The organism is Sporosarcina ureae, from assembly GCF_002082015.1.
GTDB classification, from domain to species: Bacteria; Bacillota; Bacilli; order Bacillales_A; family Planococcaceae; genus Sporosarcina; species Sporosarcina ureae_A.
Map to the genome: position 1 here is coordinate 2,488,836 of NZ_CP015109.1, position 20,210 is coordinate 2,509,045.

Annotated in this window: 21 protein-coding genes; all 21 read left to right on the forward strand. The window is 45.1% G+C overall.

Going from position 1 to position 20,210, the window contains the following annotated elements; genetic code table 11:
* Positions 1 to 477: 477 nt before the first annotated feature.
* The 21 genes from SporoP17a_RS12270 (at position 478) to atpD (ending at position 20,196) form a co-directional block, all read left to right on the forward strand.
* Positions 478 to 1,074 carry a thymidine kinase gene (locus SporoP17a_RS12270; protein WP_083034941.1) on the forward strand — a complete coding sequence of 199 codons (597 nt, stop codon included), beginning with the start codon at positions 478 to 480 and terminating at the stop codon, positions 1,072 to 1,074.
* A 91-nt stretch (positions 1,075 to 1,165) separates the two neighbouring features.
* A complete protein-coding gene (gene prfA, locus SporoP17a_RS12275; RefSeq protein ID WP_083034942.1) occupies positions 1,166 to 2,242 on the forward strand; it encodes a peptide chain release factor 1 in 1,077 nt (358 codons plus the stop codon).
* Complete coding sequence (gene prmC, locus SporoP17a_RS12280) at positions 2,235 to 3,086, forward strand: peptide chain release factor N(5)-glutamine methyltransferase (protein ID WP_083034943.1); 852 nt, start codon at positions 2,235 to 2,237, stop codon at positions 3,084 to 3,086. Before prfA ends, prmC begins: the two co-directional genes overlap by 8 nt.
* 47 nt (positions 3,087 to 3,133) lie before the next feature.
* Positions 3,134 to 3,703, forward strand: a complete 570-nt coding sequence (locus tag SporoP17a_RS12285; RefSeq protein ID WP_083034944.1) for a stage II sporulation protein R — start codon at positions 3,134 to 3,136, stop codon at positions 3,701 to 3,703.
* A 60-nt stretch (positions 3,704 to 3,763) separates the two neighbouring features.
* Positions 3,764 to 4,795, forward strand: a complete 1,032-nt coding sequence (locus SporoP17a_RS12290; RefSeq protein ID WP_083034945.1) for an L-threonylcarbamoyladenylate synthase — start codon at positions 3,764 to 3,766, stop codon at positions 4,793 to 4,795.
* A 79-nt stretch (positions 4,796 to 4,874) separates the two neighbouring features.
* On the forward strand, positions 4,875 to 5,378 hold the full coding sequence (locus SporoP17a_RS12295; protein WP_167693425.1) for a manganese efflux pump: 504 nt from the start codon (positions 4,875 to 4,877) through the stop codon (positions 5,376 to 5,378).
* 55 nt (positions 5,379 to 5,433) lie between these two features.
* Entirely contained in the window at positions 5,434 to 5,880 is a 447-nt protein-coding gene (locus SporoP17a_RS12300) for a low molecular weight protein arginine phosphatase (RefSeq protein WP_083034947.1), read from the forward strand.
* Entirely contained in the window at positions 5,877 to 7,169 is a 1,293-nt protein-coding gene (locus SporoP17a_RS12305; RefSeq protein ID WP_083034948.1) for a methyl-accepting chemotaxis protein, read from the forward strand. Before SporoP17a_RS12300 ends, SporoP17a_RS12305 begins: the two co-directional genes overlap by 4 nt.
* 416 nt (positions 7,170 to 7,585) lie before the next feature.
* Positions 7,586 to 8,026 carry a ribose 5-phosphate isomerase B gene (gene rpiB / locus SporoP17a_RS12310; RefSeq protein ID WP_083034949.1) on the forward strand — a complete coding sequence of 147 codons (441 nt, stop codon included), beginning with the start codon at positions 7,586 to 7,588 and terminating at the stop codon, positions 8,024 to 8,026.
* 18 nt (positions 8,027 to 8,044) lie between these two features.
* The gene (locus SporoP17a_RS12315) at positions 8,045 to 8,590 is read left to right on the forward strand and encodes a TIGR01440 family protein (RefSeq protein ID WP_167693426.1); all 546 of its coding nucleotides are present in this window, start codon (positions 8,045 to 8,047) and stop codon (positions 8,588 to 8,590) included.
* A gap of 55 nt (positions 8,591 to 8,645) precedes the next feature.
* Entirely contained in the window at positions 8,646 to 9,899 is a 1,254-nt protein-coding gene (gene glyA, locus SporoP17a_RS12320; protein WP_083034951.1) for a serine hydroxymethyltransferase, read from the forward strand.
* A gap of 1,014 nt (positions 9,900 to 10,913) precedes the next feature.
* Positions 10,914 to 11,543, forward strand: coding sequence for a uracil phosphoribosyltransferase (upp, locus tag SporoP17a_RS12325; protein ID WP_083034952.1), 630 nt, complete (start codon positions 10,914 to 10,916; stop codon positions 11,541 to 11,543).
* 15 nt (positions 11,544 to 11,558) lie between these two features.
* Positions 11,559 to 12,677, forward strand: coding sequence for a non-hydrolyzing UDP-N-acetylglucosamine 2-epimerase (wecB, locus tag SporoP17a_RS12330; protein ID WP_083034953.1), 1,119 nt, complete (start codon positions 11,559 to 11,561; stop codon positions 12,675 to 12,677).
* Between the two features lie 1,007 nt (positions 12,678 to 13,684).
* Positions 13,685 to 14,053: an ATP synthase subunit I gene (locus tag SporoP17a_RS12335; protein ID WP_083034954.1), complete on the forward strand. Its 369-nt coding sequence runs from the start codon at positions 13,685 to 13,687 to the stop codon at positions 14,051 to 14,053.
* A 32-nt stretch (positions 14,054 to 14,085) separates the two neighbouring features.
* The gene (gene atpB, locus SporoP17a_RS12340) at positions 14,086 to 14,796 is read left to right on the forward strand and encodes a F0F1 ATP synthase subunit A (protein WP_083034955.1); all 711 of its coding nucleotides are present in this window, start codon (positions 14,086 to 14,088) and stop codon (positions 14,794 to 14,796) included.
* A gap of 70 nt (positions 14,797 to 14,866) precedes the next feature.
* Entirely contained in the window at positions 14,867 to 15,079 is a 213-nt protein-coding gene (gene atpE / locus SporoP17a_RS12345) for a F0F1 ATP synthase subunit C (protein WP_029053447.1), read from the forward strand.
* Positions 15,080 to 15,226: 147 nt separating this feature from the next.
* Positions 15,227 to 15,778, forward strand: coding sequence for a F0F1 ATP synthase subunit B (gene atpF / locus SporoP17a_RS12350; protein ID WP_369824339.1), 552 nt, complete (start codon positions 15,227 to 15,229; stop codon positions 15,776 to 15,778).
* On the forward strand, positions 15,775 to 16,311 hold the full coding sequence (locus SporoP17a_RS12355) for a F0F1 ATP synthase subunit delta (RefSeq protein WP_083034956.1): 537 nt from the start codon (positions 15,775 to 15,777) through the stop codon (positions 16,309 to 16,311). The genes atpF and SporoP17a_RS12355 overlap by 4 nt, the downstream gene beginning before the upstream one ends.
* Before the next feature lie 24 nt (positions 16,312 to 16,335).
* On the forward strand, positions 16,336 to 17,847 hold the full coding sequence (gene atpA / locus SporoP17a_RS12360; protein ID WP_083034957.1) for a F0F1 ATP synthase subunit alpha: 1,512 nt from the start codon (positions 16,336 to 16,338) through the stop codon (positions 17,845 to 17,847).
* 42 nt (positions 17,848 to 17,889) lie between these two features.
* Positions 17,890 to 18,747, forward strand: coding sequence for an ATP synthase F1 subunit gamma (gene atpG, locus SporoP17a_RS12365; RefSeq protein ID WP_029053443.1), 858 nt, complete (start codon positions 17,890 to 17,892; stop codon positions 18,745 to 18,747).
* A gap of 33 nt (positions 18,748 to 18,780) precedes the next feature.
* Positions 18,781 to 20,196, forward strand: a complete 1,416-nt coding sequence (gene atpD / locus SporoP17a_RS12370; RefSeq protein ID WP_083034958.1) for a F0F1 ATP synthase subunit beta — start codon at positions 18,781 to 18,783, stop codon at positions 20,194 to 20,196.
* Positions 20,197 to 20,210: the final 14 nt, after the last annotated feature.

Sequence of the window (20,210 nt, forward strand, 5' to 3'; positions counted from 1 at the left end):
ATTAATTTACTGCGGATTTTAGCGAGTACATAGGGCTAAAGTGTAAAGATTTAGGGGAGTTTCGCTCTGTTGGTGTTGTAGAGCGCTCGAACTGTGTCTCTAAGTGCTCAATGTTTTGTGTTAAGCGCTCAAAGTTGGACGGTAACCGCTCAATCTAGGCTGCTAAGCGCTCATAGTTACACGTCAACCGCTCAATCCAAGCGGCTGAGCGCTCATAGTTACGCGCGAACCGCCCAAACTAAGCGGCCAGGCGCTCATAGTTACACGTCAACTGCTCAAACTAAGCGTCTAAGCGCTCATAGTTACGCGCGAACCGCTCAATCCAAGCGGCCAAACGCTCATAGTTACGCGCGAACCGCTCAATCCAAGCGGCCAAGCGCTCATAGCTACATAAACAAACCGCTCAAAACAGCACACGAAACCACTCTAATCGTACGACCCACATACATATAGCACGACATCGAAAGGAGATTGACCATGTACGTTTCAATGCAAGGCGGCTGGATGGAAGTCATTTGCGGCAGCATGTTTTCAGGTAAATCAGAGGAGCTTATTCGCCGGATTCGTCGGGCAGAGTTTGCCAAACAAAAGATTGCGGTGTTCAAACCGGCAATTGATGATCGGTATAGCGAGGAAGCCGTCGTCAGCCACGATGGCACTTCGACCATTGCGAATCCCATTTCCAAAGCGAGTGAAATACCGGACCTCGTATCAGATGATTTCGATGTGGTCGCCATTGATGAAGCACAGTTTTTCGACAGGGATATTATAGATGTCGCAATTGCACTCGCTGATCGCGGATTTCGCGTGATTATTGCAGGACTCGATCAAGACTTCAAGGGCGAACCATTCGGGCCGATGCCGGAATTAATGGCGGTGGCAGAACTGGTGACTAAACTTCAAGCAGTTTGTACTGTTTGCGGATCGCCTTCAAGCCGGACGCAACGATTAATCGATGGACAACCGGCATGCCAAGATGATCCCATCATTCTAGTTGGCGCATCCGAAGCATATGAACCACGTTGCCGTCAGCACCACGAAGTACCCGTCAGTCGTGCGCAACATGTAAAATAAACATATTTGCGTCTATCCATAAGCAAGAAAGGATAGACGTTTCTGCTATATAGTAGAATGTAACCAATAATGTAGAAGAGGTGAACCGACTATGTTCGATAGACTGCAAGCAGTAGAAGACCGTTATGATCGACTCAATGAACTACTTAGTGACCCGGAAATCGTCAATGATCTGGATAAATTACGGAGCTATTCGAAAGAACAATCGGATTTACAAGACACGGTCGATGTGTACCGTGAATACAAAAGTGTCTACGCTCAATATAAAAATGCGAAAGACATGCAAGATGAGCCACTCGATGACGAAATGAAAGAATTAGTTAAAATGGAAATCGATGAACTCGAAGACCGGATCGAAGCTCTGGAAGAACAGTTAAAAGTATTGTTGATTCCAAAAGATCCGAATGACAATAAAAGTGTCATTATGGAAATACGAGGCGCAGCAGGTGGAGACGAAGCAGCTTTATTTGCGGGAAGTCTATATCGTATGTATACACGCTATGCGGAAATGAATCATTGGAAAGTAGAAGTCATCGATTCATCACCAACCGAACTTGGTGGTTTTAAAGAAATTATTTTCATGATTGATGGCAAAGGTGCTTACTCCAAGTTGAAGTATGAAAACGGAGCGCACCGTGTGCAACGTGTACCGGAAACGGAATCAGGGGGACGAACGCATACGTCTACTGCGACAGTTGCGTGCTTGCCTGAAACAGAAGAAGTAGAAATAGAGATTCATGATAAAGATATTCGTACTGATACATTCGCGTCATCGGGACCGGGTGGACAATCCGTTAACACGACCATGTCGGCTGTACGCCTGACGCATTTGCCGACAGGTACGACGGTATCGATTCAAGACGAAAAATCTCAAATCAAAAATAAAGAAAAAGCGATGAAAGTGTTGCGCGCGCGTGTCTACGACAAATTTATGCAAGAGGCACAAGCTGAATACGACGAAAAGCGGAAAACAGCCGTGGGGTCAGGAGACCGTTCTGAACGAATTCGCACATACAACTTCCCACAAAATCGTGTGACTGACCATCGAATCGGTTTGACCATCCAAAAACTCGATCAGATTATAGAAGGGAAATTGGATGAAGTCATCGATGCACTGATTATAGAAGAACAAGCACATCGTCTAGAAAGTTTGGACCGCAATGAATGAGACCATCTATGAGTCCGTACAACGCGCACAACGATTGCTTCAGGAACGTGGAATGGACACGCATGCCGCTGAACTAGCGATGCGTTCTGTCACTGGAATGAGTCAGGCTCATTATTTAGCTAGTTTTCGTGAACGAATTTCGCCTGAAACGCATTCGCAATTTTGGGCGATTGTCACGGAATTACTGACTGGTAAGCCGATTCAGTATATCTTGGGTGAAGAATCTTTTTACGGCTATTCATTCGAGGTCAATGAACACGTCTTGATTCCACGCCCTGAAACAGAAGAACTCGTCCACTATGCATTGCAACGAGCGAATCAATTATTCGGAGACCAAGTTATTCGAGTGGCGGATATTGGAACGGGTAGTGGAGCGATTGCGATTGCAATCAAAAAAGAACGATCGACTGCAAATGTAACGGCCACTGACTTTAGTGAAGCAGCGCTTGAAGTTGCAAAACGCAATGCACAGTGCAATGAAGCGGATGTACACTTTATTCATGGCGATATGGAAGAACCGTTGACCCAGCAGAAATGGGACATTATCCTATCGAATCCACCGTACATCGCGGACCATGAAAAATCCAATATGTCGCCAACTGTCTATGATTTCGAACCACAAACTGCGCTATTCGCTGAAGAAGAAGGACTCTACTTTTATCGAAGACTAGCAGAGAACTTATCTCCTCTAATGAATCGTCCGGCACTTATCGGCTTTGAAATCGGCTACCAGCAAGGAGTGATCGTGCAGGAATACTTGCGAAAATCCTTTCCCGAAGCGACAGTTGAAATCGTTCAAGATATCCATAATAAAGATCGAATGATATTTTGTGAGATTCGATGAATAAAATCTCCTCCTGCGGGTCAAGATAGAGTGCAGGAGGGGATGACATGTTACAAGATTATCCGATTAATCAACAACCGACTCAAACTTCGAAACTATTGGCGTTTATAGAATTTGTACTTATATTACTTACTATTCAAGCGGTGCTGCTTGTGTTCGGTCAGCAGGCAACGACAGGTGAAGCGACACAATTTCGCATTCTGGCAAACTCTAATACAGTAGCAGATCAACAAGTGAAACGGGATGTTCAAGAAAAAATCGCGCCATTACTCGAGCAGGCAATTAACCAATCTACGAGCACACAGCAAATTACTGATAAACTTCAAGGGTTAGAGCCTGCGATTCTGGAAATTGCCAAATCACAAGCAAACGGTGCACGCGTAACACTTGAGCACAGTGCGGCGGTGATTCCACCAAAACGGGTAGGGTTCTTCATTCAGCCACAAGACGTTTACGATGCGTATGTCGTGAAAATTGGCGCAGGCCGAGGCGATAATTGGTGGTGTTCATTGTTTCCTAACGTTTGTTTCCCGGAAGAAGCTACAGTGACTGAAACAGAAGAAGAAGAACCTGTTACATTTTTCATTTGGGAGTGGATAAAGTCGCTGTTTAAATGAACATATTCACATTTTTTGTGGATAAGGTTGATAAAATGTGTATAAAAAGGGGTTGAGCAAGTGGAGACTACGCAAGAAATAGTGGATAACCTAGTGGATAACGACAGAGTCTATGAACAAGCTGTGGGTATCTTGAATTCTGGAGGAATAGTTGCCTTCCCGACTGAAACAGTTTATGGTTTAGGAGCCATTGCGACAAATGAGCAAGCAGTACAGCGGATCTTCGAAGCAAAAGGAAGACCTTCAGATAATCCGCTGATCGTACATATTGGGAACCAGTCAGACATCGAGAAATACGCAACCGATATTGCTGAAATTGCAGACGTATTACTAAAAGAATTTTGGCCAGGACCGTTGACGTTAATTATGAAGAAAAAGGCTGGAGTTATTGCAGATGTCGTCACGGCAGGACTTGACACAGTAGCTATTCGCATGCCTGACCACCCAATAGCGTTGGCCCTACTGCGCAAACTAGATCAGCCGTTAGCGGCACCGAGTGCAAATCGTAGCGGAAAGCCGAGCCCGACAGAAGCGGATCATGTCTACTATGATCTAATCGGTAGAGTACCGCTAATTTTGGACGGTGGAGAGACAGGTGTAGGTGTCGAATCTACTATTTTAGATATTACAGTTACGCCGCCCGTCATTTTGCGACCGGGCGGCATTACGAAAGAGCAGCTGGAAAATTTGATCGGCACCGTTCATATAGCGACGCTTCCTACAGATCAAACGGTCACGCCACGTGCGCCGGGGATGAAATATGCCCATTACGCACCCGAAGCACCGTTATTCATCATCGAGCCAAATGCGGATTCTATTGCGCATGCGCTAGAGACTAGTCATCAACAAAATAAACGCGTCGCGATGATTGGACCAGATGAGTTATACACAGAAAGAGCAGATTGGTACTTTTCCACAGGTTCTATCCATAATCGTGAAGCGATGGCATCGAGTCTTTATAAATTGATTCGCCAATGCGACAATACAGAAGCCGATATGATCTTAGCGATTGAGACCGATCATTCGGGTATCGGTGCAGCGGTTATGAATCGCCTTGATAAAGCGTCGGACGGCAAGCGTTTCACCGAATAACAATCCGAAAATGATGAATAGCTCCCTTTAGTACCCGCATAAGATGAGTAGATGCGGGACTTGCGAGGGGGCTACTTTTTTGATAGAAATTATAGCGGCGATCGTGACAACGATTGATATTCTGATCGTCTACACATTACTCCGACTGCGGCGAGGTCGTTTGATGATTATGCTGTGGACGACTATACTGAATGTGTTGCTGCCACTCATCGGTTTCTACACAGGGGAGTGGGTGATGACCTTTTTCGCAGGGTGGGGCCATGCGCTCTCAGGTGTATTGCTTTCACTCATAGGTCTTCACATTCTCCTCTCTGACAGTGAAGATCTGTCAGTTGTCAATAAAATTTCCCCATTTTTCTTAGCGCTGATCGTCAGTATAGATGCGTTCGGAGTGAGCGTGACATTCGGAATGATGCAACTGAATAAATGGCTATTTGTTTTTGTGTCTGGTTTCTTTTCTATGCTGTTTTCGGCCATTGCTCTCTTGTACACAGGCCACTTGCGTATAATTAATAGTACATTTATTCGCCGATTAGCAGGTATTGTATTCATATGTATGGGTGTATTGTCCTTGATTCATTAAAAATAGTGTTTCTTTTTTCTCATAAATCCGTTATTCTGTAAAGTAGGTGAAGAAAATGAATATGTATTTTATTTGTACAGGCAACACATGTAGAAGTCCTTTGGCGGAAGCATTAGTTAATCATGCCAACGTGCCAGGTATTACGGCGAAATCAGCAGGTATTCATGCGATAGACGGCTTGCCGATTTCAACGAATTCCGCACGGTTGCTGACGGAAGAAAAAATACCTTTTACTCCACATTCTAATGAAGTCAAGTTAGCTGACATGGAGTGGGCAGATGTTGTGTTGACGATGACAGCAAACCATCGAGATATCCTGCACAGTCGTTATCCTGCAATGAAAGAAAAAGTATTTACATTAAAAGAATACGCGGGTACAATGGCGGGTCTTGACGTGCATGATCCATATGGTGGCGATTTGGAAACGTACCGCACCACATTTCATGAACTGACTGATCTCATTAACTCCGTCATCCGAAAGCAAGCGGAGGGGAACTTATGAAAGAACCAAAAAAAGTCGGGCTACGGGCGAAACTCGTCCTATTTATCGTGATTCTTGCAGTCATCACGTATACAACGAGTGCCGTATTCATTAACTGGGTACAACCAACATTCTTCCCGAATGTACGGCCATTCGTTTTCCAACTACTTACATACGCGCTGGGCATCATGTGGTCAGGCATTTTAGCTGCTCTGTTCAGCACGATTTTGACTAAGCCGTTGCAACGTTTGGAAACAGCTGCTATGCAAGTGGCGGATGGCAAGATTGGTACAGACATTCAATTGCCCAACTCTTCGGATGAAATTCATTCCGTCTCCAAAGCATTCCAGCAAGTAGTCGTTAATTTACGTAGCATTATTGAGCAAATTGAATCCAACTTCCAAGCTACTGCTCAATCCGTCGATGAATTGACGAAAGAGACAAGCGCTGCGTCCGGCCAATCAGACGCCATTGCGCGCACGATTGGCGAAATTTCCGATGGAGCAGAAAACACGTCGGAATCGATTCAAGAAACAGTCAATGCGATTGAAGATATTCGGCAACTCGCAGTGGAAGTCAATAATCGCGCGGGTCAGTCTTCTGAACAATCCAAAGTGATGTTGCAGGAATTACACGCAACTACAGAAGTCTTCCAATCTGTGCTAGCAGGCATTCATCAAATGAGCGACCAAAGCGAGCATTCATTGGAAACGATACAAGTGCTCGATGAAAATGCACATAAAATTGGTGAAATTGTGGAACTCGTCGGCAATATCGCGGGTCAGACTAACCTGCTGGCGCTTAATGCGTCTATAGAAGCAGCGCGAGCAGGGGAGCATGGTAAGGGCTTCGCTGTCGTTGCGGAAGAAGTCCGGAACTTAGCGGATGAAAGCGCAAAAGCGGTTCAAATGATTTCGGGACTCGTTCAAACGATCCAATCCGACGTCAAACAAGTCGTAGCAGAAATGCAGCAACAAGTAAAAACGGCATCCACTGAGGCCGAACGTGCGACAAAAACGAATGGAAACGTTGAAACGATGACCGCTACCATTCAAACAATGGCACTTTACGTAGAAGAAATTAGTCAAATCGTCAGCAATCAAATGCAGACGATCGAGCGAACGGCCAAGCAGTCGATGGATGTAGCAACAATTGCAGAGCATGCTTCAGCAGGAGCGCAAGAAGTTCGTGCAGCCACAGAAGAGCAAGTGGCGTCCATTGATCAAACGAAAAACAAGGCACTGGAGCTGAAAGAGCAGTCGGAAGAGTTGTACAAAGTCATCCGAAAGTTCGACCGTACGCCGATGTGATAAATAAAGACGATTCTGGGGCGTTTTGCTCGAGGTCGTTTTTTTATTTGGATTGTGGTTGTTAATGGAGTTGGTGTGGTTTAGTTTGGTGTTTGATTAGAACTACAACCTAATTACGTGCTACTTAGTCGCGCAAGCACACCAATCAGTCGAGCAACATCCCTACACCTAGGCATCTACAAAAATGAAACTTTCCGAATAGAATGCTTAATTTACGTCAAGCAATGCCTTGAACCTGCCTTCTCAGCCTTCAAACACGTACGATGATTTCGTTTTATTCATATAATATTCGTCTTTATGACAAAAATTCAACGTTTTAAAATAGGGTTTTCAAAAATAGTACAGTAAAACCGATGATTTTTTAATCGAACAATGATAGAATAAGCGATAAGCAAAAATAGAAATGAGGGTGCGCAGTGAAAGTTGCAATTTCTTCAGACCACGGAGGCAACAACCTCCGAAAAGAGATCACCAATTTATTAACCGAACTCGACATTGAATATATCGACTACGGACCGGACGCCGACACTTCCGTTGACTATCCTGACTATGCAGTACCGGTAGCGAACGACGTCGTGGCGGGGAAAGTAGACCGCGGAATTTTGATTTGCGGTACAGGAATCGGCATGTCCATTTCCGCCAATAAAATCAAAGGGATCCGTTGCGCGCTCGTTCATGATGTATTCAGCGCAAAAGCGACACGCGGACATAATGACACCAACATGTTAGCGATGGGAGAACGTGTAATTGGACCAGGTCTAGCACGAGAAATCGTTAGCGCTTGGCTTGAAACAGAATTTGAAGGCGGCCGTCACGAGCGTCGTATAAATAAAATGATGGAACTTGAAAAGAACTAAAGGAAGTAGGTGGAACAAGTGGATGCCATTCAATTATGGAAACTGCAGCTAGAACAAGCATTGACCGAGTTTGCCGAGCAAGCACCACCTGTCGAAGGGACGATTTTCGTCGTCGGCTGTTCTACTTCTGAAGTAGCGGGTGCCCGTATCGGTACGAACGGTGCACTGGAAATAGGAGAAGCACTATTCGCACCGCTTCAAGCGTTCGCGAATAAATACCATGTACATTTAGCTTTCCAAGGTTGCGAGCATATCAACCGCGCCATCACATTGGAACGCAAGACGGCACAGCAATTTCATCTAGAACCTGTATCCGTTATACCCGTTTTTAAAGCGGGTGGCTCGATGTCTACGTATGCATATCAACAATTCAGCGATCCTGTCGTAGTGGAATCGGTACAGGCAAATGCCGGTATCGATATCGGACAAACTTTAATTGGCATGCAAATGAAGCCAGTAGTAGTACCGATCCGCACATCTATTAAAAAAATCGGTGAAGCTGTAATCACACTTGCGACAACTCGTCCAAAATTAATTGGCGGAAGTCGTGCGAAATACGAATAAACCGTGTACAATACAAGAAAATATAAAACTATCAGAAAAAAGGGGATACTATCCAATGGACTTAAGCAATGTACAATGCAATGATTCAGCAATTTATGAAGCAATCATGGCGGAGAAGAACCGTCAAAACTCGAACATCGAATTAATCGCATCTGAAAACTTCGTATCGGAAGCGGTAATGGAAGCGCAAGGGTCATACTTGACGAATAAATATGCTGAAGGATATCCAGGCAAGCGTTACTACGGTGGATGTGAACACGTAGACGTAGTCGAAAACATTGCACGCGATCGTGTAAAAGAAATTTTCGGCGCAGCATATGCAAACGTACAGCCACACTCTGGTGCACAAGCAAACATGGCTGTTTATTTTACAGCACTTGAGGCAGGCGACACAGTTCTTGGAATGAACCTTTCTCACGGCGGTCACTTAACACACGGTTCACCAGTTAACTTCTCGGGGAAGCTTTATAATTTCGTAGATTACGGTGTCACAAAAGATGAAGAAGTGATCGATTATGAAGATGTTCGTCAAAAAGCGCTTGAGCACAAGCCGAAGATGATCGTTGCGGGTGCAAGTGCGTACCCACGTGGAATCGACTTTGCAAAATTCCGTGAAATTGCGGATGAAGTTGGAGCATACTTGATGGTAGATATGGCACACATCGCAGGTTTAGTCGCAGTAGGTGAGCATGAAAATCCAGTTCCACACGCACACTTTGTGACATCCACAACGCATAAAACATTGCGTGGACCACGTGGCGGAATCATTCTATTGAATGAAGAAATGGCTGAAGAATTCGGCAAGAAAATCGACAAAACAGTATTCCCGGGCGTTCAAGGCGGTCCGTTGATGCACGTAATCGCTGCAAAAGCGGTAGCGTTCAAAGAAGTACTCGATCCTTCATTCAAAGAATATGCACAACAAGTAAAGAAAAACGCTGTAGCATTGGCTGAAAAATTACAATCAGAAGGAATCGACGTCGTGTCTGGCGGTACAGACAACCACATCGTACTTGTGAAGCTGAAATCACTAGACCTAACTGGTAAAGTAGCGGAGCACGTACTCGATGAAGTGGGAATCACAGTAAACAAAAACACCGTACCATTCGACACGGAAGGACCATTCATCACGTCTGGTATCCGCATCGGTACACCGGCTGTTACCACTCGTGGTTTCGTAGAAAAAGACATGGTAGAAGTAGGACGCATCATCGCAGAATTGTTGAAAAACCACGAAGATCCGTCCGCAAAAGAAGCAGCACGCAAAGCCGTTACTGCTTTGACAGATCAGTATCCTCTATATAAATAAGCAAACGAGCGCCTGACCTTGTGTTAGGCGCTTTTTTATGTGGTGGGTGGGTGTTTATGAGCGGTTGGGGGTGTGGATAGAGCGGTTAACTTGATTCAATGAGCGGTTGAGCGTGAAGGTAGAGCGATTGAGGCTACACTTAGAGCACTCCCGGAGTTGTATAGAGCGGATAGAACGCGATATAGAGCGGTCAAGCCGGCAAATAGAGCACTTAAAGACGGGCATTGAGCGAGATGGCGCGGACGATAGAGTGTTTTAGCCAATATACTGAGCGCACGCGGAACGGCATTGAGCGGATAACCGGGCCGGATGAGCGATTGAGGCGACACATAGAGCACTCGCGGAGTTGTATAGAGCGGAAAGAACGTGACATAGAGCGGTTAAGCCAACACATTGAGCGCTTGCGGAGGGGCATTGAGCGAGATGGCGCGGACGATAGAGTGTTTTAGCAACATACTGAGCGCACGCGGAATGGCATAGAGCGGATAACCGGGCCGAATGAGCGATTGGGGCGACACATAGAGCGGTCCCGGAGTTGTATAGAGCGGATAGAACGCGATATAGAGCGGTTAAGCCAGCACATTGAGCGCTTACAGACAGGTATTGAGCGAGATGGCGCGGACGATAGAGTGTTTTAGCCGACACACTAAGTACACGCGGAACGGCATAGAGCGGATAACCGGGCCGAATGAGCGATTGAGGGGACACATAGAGCGCTCGCGGAGTTGTATAGAGCGGATAGAACGTAACATAGAGCGGTTAAGCCAGCAAATAGAGCGCTTGAAAGAAAGTATGAGCGGGTCGCTCGCTTGATAGAGCGGATACACAGTTCAATAGAGCGCTTAGTAGAGCGAATACACCAACCCACAGAGCACTTCTGAAGAAGTATGAGCATTCACAAAATTAAATGTCGTTTTCATTATATTTTCATTATTACAAATCACACATGTTCACTGCGCCTCGTGCTTGATTTCTGTTATAATGTACAAGATATTCCGAAAAGGAGCGATACCAATGGGAAAAGTACATGTTTTTGATCATCCATTAATTCAACACAAATTGACGTTTATACGAAAGGTCGATACAGGAACGAAAGAATTTCGCGAGCTTGTGAACGAATTAGCCACACTTATGGCTTTCGAAATCACACGTGATCTTCCAACGCAAGAAATTACGATCCAGACACCGGTCTGCGAAGCAAAATCACGCATTTTGGCAGGGAAAAAATTAGGAATTGTTCCGATCTTACGTGCGGGAATCGGCATGGTCGACGGAATCATTGATTTAATCCCAGCAGCAAAAGTAGGACATGTTGGATTATTCCGCGACCCAGAAACATTAAAGCCCGTTGAGTACTTTGTGAAGTTGCCTTCTGATGTAGCTGAGCGTGAATTCATCGTAGTGGATCCGATGCTGGCGACGGGTGGAACTGCAGTTGAAGCAATCAATTCAATGAAAAAGCGTGGCGCGGTGAACATCAAATTTATGTGCTTAGTCGCTGCTCCTGAAGGTGTCGAAGTTCTGACAGAAGCGCATCCAGACGTTGACGTGTATATCGCAGCGCTAGACGAGAAGTTGGATGAACATGGCTATATCGTCCCTGGACTAGGTGACGCAGGTGACCGTTTATTCGGCACGAAATAATGGAGGGATCAATCATTGACTAAAAAATGGAAAGTGATGACGATTTTCGGCACAAGACCGGAAGCTATTAAAATGGCGCCTCTCGTTCTCGAGCTCGAAAAGCATCCGAATGAAATTGAGTCAATCGTCACGGTCACTGCCCAGCATCGTGAAATGCTTGACCAAGTGCTGGAAACATTTAACATTACACCAGACTATGATTTGAATATCATGAAAGACCGCCAGACGCTGATCGATGTGGCAACACGCGGCCTAGAAGGTTTGGATAAAATAATGAAAGAAGCGCAACCGGATATCGTGCTCGTCCACGGTGATACATCGACGACGTTCATCGGTAGTCTAGCTGCGTTCTATAATCAAATTTCGGTCGGTCACGTGGAGGCCGGGCTACGTACATGGAATAAATATTCGCCGTACCCTGAAGAAATGAATCGCCAACTGACTGGCGTTATTGCCGATCTTCATTTCTCACCAACTGAAAGATCCGCGCAAAATTTGATCGATGAAGGCAAAAATAAAGAACGTATCTACATCACAGGTAATACGGCAATTGATGCATTGCAAACGACGGTAGATCCGGAGTATCACCATCCAATATTTGATACGCTTGGAGACGACCGTTTAGTCTTATTGACTGCGCACCGACGTGAAAATCTCGGTGAACCAATGCGCAACATGTTCCGTGCGATCAATCGTTTGCTAGACAAACACGATGATATTCAAGTGATCTATCCCGTGCACATGAATCCGGCTGTACGTGAAGTGGCGGATGAATTACTAGGCGACAACGACCGCATTCATCTGATCGAGCCGCTCGAAGTACTAGATTTCCATAACTTCGCGGCACGTTCGCACATCATTCTTACAGACTCAGGTGGCATCCAAGAAGAAGCACCATCCCTTGGGAAACCTGTCATCGTTCTGCGGGATACAACCGAACGCCCAGAAGGTATCGATGCAGGCACATTGCGCTTAGCGGGAACAGAAGAAGAAAACATCTTCCAACTATCCGACGCGCTTCTATCCGACGATGCCGAGTACGAAAAAATGTCCAAAGCCCACAACCCCTACGGCGACGGCCACGCATCGGCGCGTATAGTAGAGTCCCTACTTAAATACCTACATTCACTATAAGAACCAAAACAGCAGAGAACTTACATCTGCTGTTTTTTTGACTGCAAATAAAAGTTGTTTAGAGAGGGGAGGGGGCTTGTAGTCCGGGATTAAAGCTCCAGCTGGCGGACGCGTTCCGGAGGGCGTGGGTTAAAGGGTGCAGACAATGAAAGTGCATGCTCCTAGCGCTTCGCTGATCCTCCCGGAGCCCCGGCTTCCGCTTCAATCCTACTTACAAAGTGATGTAATCAGTTACCTTCAACTTCCAACTAAGCTACAAGCCTAACTTCAATGAACAACAAATGGTAGCCACCACTCAGATTGTAAGGGATTGGTGCGTAGGAGGGGCGACTCCCGATGGATCAGCCCGATCAGGTGAGACAACCAAAAGAGAGCGAGAGCCGTAGCGAAGTACGGCTTTTGCGAGTAAAAGCGAAGCGTTAGGAGCACATCTTTGCACTTGCGACCTGGTTGGCTCACCGCGGGCCCATGGGAAAGCGTCCCCTCCGAAGCGCCAATTCCCACCCCAACAGCCCGTCAGTCTCTCCAGTATTAAACCAACGACGCTTAGAACATTTAAATCTTAAAACACTAACAATTTCTCACTCAAATCCCAACCAAAAAATACCACATAAAGCCAATAAACAAATATGTCGAATGTTTGACAAAGAGAACACATTGTGAATTTAATCACTTGAATCAATTGACATAAAAAACCCTCTATTGTATGCTAACAAAGGGTAAGATTGATAAGGAACTCATACATAAATTGAGTACAGAAATCATGTTTCGTAGGTTTCAAGTCTTCACTCGGAAGCGCCAAACCTTAACACTTTGTCGACGTCGCACATAGCAACGTCACCTGGTGGACGGAACAGGCGATTCACTTACAATTTCCAGATTCCCCTACAAGGAATCTATGTCGTTGAAAGAGATCAAAACGACAAAGACTCAACACTCGACACAAGTCGGGAACTACTGAACACTTCAGACGCTGTAATCCAAAATACGAATTGGGAGAATCGACAATGCAAAGTATGCAGGAAATTTTTAAACAGCAAAAGAAGAGTTTCTTTTTTTTGCTTGCATTGTTCGTGCTCGGTTGGTTTTTCTTGGACTACCGGACAATCTTCGCTGGGCTCATCTTAGGTTCACTTTTCGGTATGTATAACTTTTGGATTCTCGTTCGACGGATGGAACGATTTGATCGGTCCATCGATGAAGGAAAGCGAGCGAAGTCATTAGGTATGGGCTTACGTTTTGCATCAGGTGTAGGGGCTACGGCCATTGCACTCGTTATGCCGGAGGAGTTCGATCTGATCAGCACGGTAATCGGGTTAATGATACCCTATGCATTGCTGTTTACTGGTCATCTGCTGTTCCATTTTAAGCAATGACACTTTACTAGCAAGGGGAGGTGAACAAAAACGTGAATCATGAAAATCCACAGTTTATTTTATTCGGAATCGGGTTTAACCCATCGAATATACTGATGTTATTTGTAACGTGTCTGATCGTCTTCCTGATTGCAGTTGCATCTACACGGCGGCTTCAAATGAAACCTACGGGTATGCAGAACTTCATGGAATGGGTCATGGACTTTGTCAAAGGCATCATCAAAAATAACATGGACTGGAAAACGGGAGGCCGCTTCCACGTACTAGGCATCACTTTGATCATGTTTGTCTTTGTTGCAAATATGATTGGTCTTCCATTCGCAATCGTATGGGATCACCAACTTTGGTGGAAATCACCGACAGCCGATCCAGTTATCACGTTAACCCTCGCTGCTACAGTGGTTGCGTTAACGCATTACTATGGTGTGAAACAGCTCGGAATGGGCAAGTATTTGAAAACGTACTTCCAACCAATTCCATTCTTAGCACCATTGAAGATCATTGAGGAATTCGCAAACACGTTGACACTCGGTCTTCGTCTTTACGGTAACATTTTCGCAGGTGAAATCTTGATTGGTTTACTTGCAACATTGGGTGCTTCCAGCATCTTCGGTCTTGCCGGAGCTGTTATACCAGCACTTGCATGGCTCGGTTTCTCGGTATTTATCGGGGCGATCCAAGCATTTATCTTCGTTATGTTAACGATGGTCTATATGGCTCACAAAGTCAGCACAGATCACTAAACATATATTTACCCTGGAATCAGGGAACAAAACTACAAAGAATATTAGGAGGAAATACAAAATGGCAGGTATGGGTTTATTAGCAGCAGCTATTGCAGTTGGTCTAGGTGCACTTGGTGCAGGTATCGGTAACGGTTTAATCGTTTCTAAGACAGTTGAAGGGATCGCTCGTCAACCAGAAGCACGTGGCGTTCTACAAACAACAATGTTCATTGGTGTTGCATTGGTTGAGGCACTTCCAATCATCGCAACTGTTATTGCGTTTATCGTAATGAACAAATAATATTTGCGTTATATGGCGAAGCATGCAGTATAGGTCTTCGCCATTGCTTTATGTCATCAAATAAACAAACGATAGATCTGAAAGAATAAAGTGTTCTAAATTGAGTAAGAAACAAAAGAGTCATGAGCTCTTGAAGGGAGTGAAACAATCGTGTTGGATACCTTCGTCCTCTTATCAGCAAACGCTGACGCAGGATTTTTAGCTAGTTTAAACCAACGTCTAAATTTAGGCGACATTATCGTCACTGTAGTATTTTTCACGATTCTCATGGTACTTCTAAAGAAGTTTGCATGGGGTCCGTTAATGGGCGTGATGGATCAACGAGCGAAACTAATCGCTACAGAGATCGAACAAGCCGAAGCAAGTCGTCAAGAATCTGCAAAGCTTCTTGAAGAGCAACGTGCTCTATTGAAAGAAGCGCGCGAAAACGCACAATCTATTGTAGAGAGTGCGAAGAAACAAGGTGACACTCAACGTGAAGAGCTGATTATGGCTGCACGCGCTGAAGCTAACCGTATGAAAGAATCTGCAACTCTCGAAATCGCTACTGAAAAAGAGAAAGCCGTTGCAGCAGTTCGCGAAGAATTCGTATCTCTTTCTATTTTGGCTGCGTCTAAGGTTCTTGGGAAGGAAATTTCTGAGGAAGATAACCGCGCATTGATCGAAGAAACGATTGTGAAGGCAGGCGAAGGGCGATGAGCCAATCGGTAATCGCAAAACGTTATGCCGTTGCATTATTTGAAGCAGCACAGGAAAAGCAACAAACACTTTCCGTGCAAACTGATCTAAAAGAAATGAAAAAAGTATTCGCTGGAGACAAGCAGTTTGGTGAGCTATTAATTTCACCAAAGTTTTCTACAGAGAAAAAGAAAGAATTGATTGGGCAATTTTTCAATGGAGCAAACCCACTTGTGTTGAACACACTATACGTGTTGCTCGATGCAGGTCGTATTGAAGAAATAGACAGTCTAATCGAAGACTTCCAGGAACTCGCTAACGAGGCTTCCGGAGTTGCCGAAGCGAAAGTCTACTCTACACGTTTGCTTTCTGATGAAGAAAGTACAGCTATCTCTACTGCCTTTGCGCACAAAGTAGGAAAACAATCATTGCATATCGAAAACATCATTGATCCAAGCTTGATCGGTGGCATTCGCCTTCAGATCGGCAATCAAATTTACGACAGTAGTGTCAGTGCAAAACTGGCGCGTCTGGAACGTCAATTAATCAATTAATTTGAATTAAGAGGGGTGACATACATGGGCATCAAAGCTGAGGAAATTAGCGGTCTGATCAAACAACAGATCGAAAATTATCAGTCTGAAATGGAAGTAAGTGAAACAGGTACTGTAATCCGTGTAGGTGACGGTATCGCACTTGCTCATGGCCTCGACAATGTCATGGCGGGGGAACTTCTTGAGTTCTCTACCGGCGTAATGGGTCTGGCACAAAACTTGGAAGCGAACAACGTAGGTATCGTTATCCTAGGGCCATACACAGACATTAAAGAAGGCGATGAAGTTCGTCGTACAGGCCGTATTATGGAAGTACCAGTCGGAGAAGAATTGATCGGACGTGTAGTCAATTCACTTGGACAACCAGTTGATGGACTAGGTCCAATCAATACAACAAAAACTCGTCCTATCGAAAGCCCTGCACAAGGGGTTATGGCGCGTAAATCAGTTCACGAACCATTGCAAACAGGAATCAAAGCGATTGACGCTCTAGTTCCGATCGGCCGTGGACAACGTGAATTAATCATCGGTGACCGTCAAACAGGTAAAACAACTGTTGCAATTGACGCAATCCTAAACCAAGCAGACCAAGACATGATCTGTATCTATGTCGCAATCGGTCAAAAAGAATCTACTGTTCGTGGAGTGGTTGAAACTTTACGTAAGAACGGTGCACTTGACTACACAATCGTAGTTACTGCTTCTGCATCAAGCCCGTCGCCAATGCTTTTCTTGGCACCATATACAGGTATTTCGATGGCAGAAGAATTCATGTTCGACGGCAAGCACGTACTAATTGTTTACGATGATCTATCTAAACAAGCAGCAGCTTACCGTGAACTGTCCTTGCTACTTCGTCGTCCTCCGGGCCGTGAAGCATATCCAGGGGATGTCTTCTACCTACACAGTCGCCTACTTGAGCGTGCTGCAAAGTTGAATGACGAACTAGGAGCAGGATCGATTACAGCATTGCCGTTCGTTGAAACACAAGCTGGAGATATCTCCGCTTATATTCCAACAAACGTAATATCTATTACAGACGGACAAATCTTCTTGCAGTCTGACCTATTCTTCTCAGGTGTACGTCCAGCGATCAACGCCGGTCTATCCGTATCCCGTGTTGGTGGATCAGCGCAAATTAAAGCAATGAAGAAAGTTGCCGGTACACTTCGTTTGGACTTGGCAGCATTCCGTGAACTAGAAGCATTCTCACAATTCGGTTCGGATCTAGATCCATCTACAAGAGCGAAACTGGACCGCGGTCAACGCACAGTTGAAATCTTGAAGCAGGACTTGAACAAGCCGTTGAAAGTCGAATACCAAGTAATCAGTCTATATGCACTGACACGCGGTTACCTCGACGATATTCCAGTAAGAGACGTATTGCGTTTTGAAAGTGAAATCACTAGCTGGTTAGAATCCAACCATACGGAAGTGTATGATCACATCCGTACAACGAAAGATCTTCCAGCTGATGACGTAATGAGCGCAGCGTTCAACGAATTCAAGAAAAATTTTGTGACTTCTGAAGCTTAATATTCCTTGAATGGATCTTAAAATAAAGGTGGTGAATAGCCAGTGGCGTCCTTACGCGAGATAGAAAGCCGTATTGCTTCAACAAAAAAGACGAGTCAAATCACGAGAGCGATGCAAATGGTATCTGCTTCTAAACTAAACCGTGCTGAAATGAATGCGAAGAAATTCGTACCATACATGGATAAAGTAGAAGAAGTAGTTGGTGCCATTGCAGCCGTAACGAAAGATTCCGGACATCCTCTATTAACTGCACGCCCTGTAAAGAAGTCTGCGTACATCGTAGTTACTTCCGACCGTGGACTAGTTGGTGGATACAACGCGCACATTTTCCGTGCAGTTACCCGTGCAATCGAACAACGCCATAAATCGAAAGATGAAGTGGTCATTATCGCGATCGGTCGTAAAGGCTATGAATTCTTCGACCGTCTGGGTTACCAGATTGAAGAAAGCCTGATCGGACTTTCGGATCACCCTCGTTTTGAAGAAGTAAAAGATATCGCGAATCGGGCTGTTGGCATGTTCACAGAAGGCGTGTACGATGAAGTGTTCTTGTATTACAACCACTTCATCTCCGCCATCTCCAACGAAGCAACTGAACGTAAATTGCTTCCACTCACAGATATTTCATCTGTATCAGCTTCATCATCTTATGAGTTCGAGCCTTCAGCAGAAGCGATTCTCGAAACACTTCTCCCACAATACACGGAGAGCCTCATTTATGGAGCGGTACTCGATGGAAAAGCGAGCGAACATGCTTCCAGTATGACAGCGATGAAGACGGCGACAGACAATGCGTCTGACCTAATTGATTCGTTAACATTACAATTTAACCGTGCTCGTCAAGCAGCGATCACTCAGGAAATCACTGAAATCGTAGCCGGCGTAGCAGCACTCGAATAAAAGATTTGAAACAGTAAGACAGGAGGGAAAAGCATGAGTAATGGACATATTCTTCAAGTTATGGGTCCAGTTGTCGACGTAAAGTTCGAAAACGGACAACTTCCAGCGATCTATAACGCATTGAAGGTTAATATCGACCGTTCTAACGGAGTGGTTGAAGTATTGACTTTAGAAGTAGCACTTCACCTTGGTGATGATGCAGTTCGTACGATTGCAATGTCTTCGACAGATGGTCTGAAACGTGGTACGTCAGTAATTAATACAGGCGCACCCATTTCTGTTCCAGTTGGTGACGTTACACTCGGACGTGTATTTAACGTACTAGGTGAGGAAATTGACATGCGTGAGCCAGTTCCTGCTGAATCACAACGTGACCCAATTCACCGTGCTGCACCTACATTCGAATTCCTATCCACAGAGGTAGAAATTCTTGAAACAGGAATTAAAGTAGTTGACTTGCTTGCACCATACATCAAGGGTGGTAAAATCGGACTCTTCGGTGGTGCTGGAGTTGGTAAAACAGTTCTAATTCAGGAATTAATCAACAACATCGCACAAGAACACGGTGGTATTTCCGTATTCGCTGGTGTTGGAGAGCGTACTCGTGAAGGAAACGACTTGTACTTTGAAATGACAGATTCAGGCGTTATCAAGAAAACGGCAATGGTATTCGGTCAGATGAACGAGCCACCAGGCGCACGTATGCGTGTTGCACTTTCTGGCTTGACTATGGCTGAGTATTTCCGTGATGAGCAAGGACAAGACGTTCTATTGTTCATCGATAACATTTTCCGCTTTACACAAGCAGGTTCTGAAGTTTCTGCCCTACTTGGACGTATGCCTTCTGCGGTTGGTTACCAGCCGACATTGGCTACAGAAATGGGTCAGTTACAAGAGCGAATCACTTCTACAAATAAAGGGTCGGTTACATCGATCCAAGCAATCTACGTACCAGCGGATGACTATACGGATCCAGCTCCGGCAACAACTTTCGCTCACTTAGATGCAACAACGAACTTGGAGCGTAAACTTTCAGAGATGGGTATCTACCCAGCTGTGGATCCACTAGCTTCTTCTTCACGTGCATTGAGTGCAGAAATCGTTGGACCGGAACACTACCGTGTAGCTCGTGAAGTACAAACTACTCTTCAACGATACCGTGAATTGCAAGATATCATCGCAATCCTAGGTATGGATGAGTTGGATGAAGACGACAAGCAGGTTGTTGACCGCGCACGTCGTATCCAGTTCTTCTTGTCACAAAACTTCCACGTTGCGGAGCAGTTTACAGGACAAAAAGGTTCTTACGTTCCTGTTGCTGAAACGATCAAAGGCTTTGCTGAAATTCTTGAAGGTAAGTATGATCACTTACCGGAAGATGCATTCCGTCTAGTTGGACGTATCGAAGAAGTTATCGCAAAAGCAAAAGCTATGGGTGTAGAAGTCTAAGAAAAGGGACCAGG

What these genes read in the sequence shown, in the direction of transcription:
- prmC (WP_083034943.1), top strand. Translation starts at nt 2,235, where the DNA reads ATGAATGAGACCATCTATGAGTCCGTACAACGCGCACAACGATTGCTT.
- SporoP17a_RS12305 (WP_083034948.1), top strand. Translation starts at nt 5,877, where the DNA reads ATGAAAGAACCAAAAAAAGTCGGGCTACGGGCGAAACTCGTCCTATTT.
- SporoP17a_RS12270 (WP_083034941.1), top strand. Translation starts at nt 478, where the DNA reads ATGTACGTTTCAATGCAAGGCGGCTGGATGGAAGTCATTTGCGGCAGC.
- prfA (WP_083034942.1), top strand. Translation starts at nt 1,166, where the DNA reads ATGTTCGATAGACTGCAAGCAGTAGAAGACCGTTATGATCGACTCAAT.
- atpA (WP_083034957.1), top strand. Translation starts at nt 16,336, where the DNA reads ATGGGCATCAAAGCTGAGGAAATTAGCGGTCTGATCAAACAACAGATC.
- SporoP17a_RS12285 (WP_083034944.1), top strand. Translation starts at nt 3,134, where the DNA reads ATGTTACAAGATTATCCGATTAATCAACAACCGACTCAAACTTCGAAA.
- atpE (WP_029053447.1), top strand. Translation starts at nt 14,867, where the DNA reads ATGGGTTTATTAGCAGCAGCTATTGCAGTTGGTCTAGGTGCACTTGGT.
- upp (WP_083034952.1), top strand. Translation starts at nt 10,914, where the DNA reads ATGGGAAAAGTACATGTTTTTGATCATCCATTAATTCAACACAAATTG.
- atpD (WP_083034958.1), top strand. Translation starts at nt 18,781, where the DNA reads ATGAGTAATGGACATATTCTTCAAGTTATGGGTCCAGTTGTCGACGTA.
- glyA (WP_083034951.1), top strand. Translation starts at nt 8,646, where the DNA reads ATGGACTTAAGCAATGTACAATGCAATGATTCAGCAATTTATGAAGCA.
- SporoP17a_RS12300 (WP_083034947.1), top strand. Translation starts at nt 5,434, where the DNA reads ATGAATATGTATTTTATTTGTACAGGCAACACATGTAGAAGTCCTTTG.
- SporoP17a_RS12355 (WP_083034956.1), top strand. Translation starts at nt 15,775, where the DNA reads ATGAGCCAATCGGTAATCGCAAAACGTTATGCCGTTGCATTATTTGAA.
- SporoP17a_RS12335 (WP_083034954.1), top strand. Translation starts at nt 13,685, where the DNA reads ATGCAAAGTATGCAGGAAATTTTTAAACAGCAAAAGAAGAGTTTCTTT.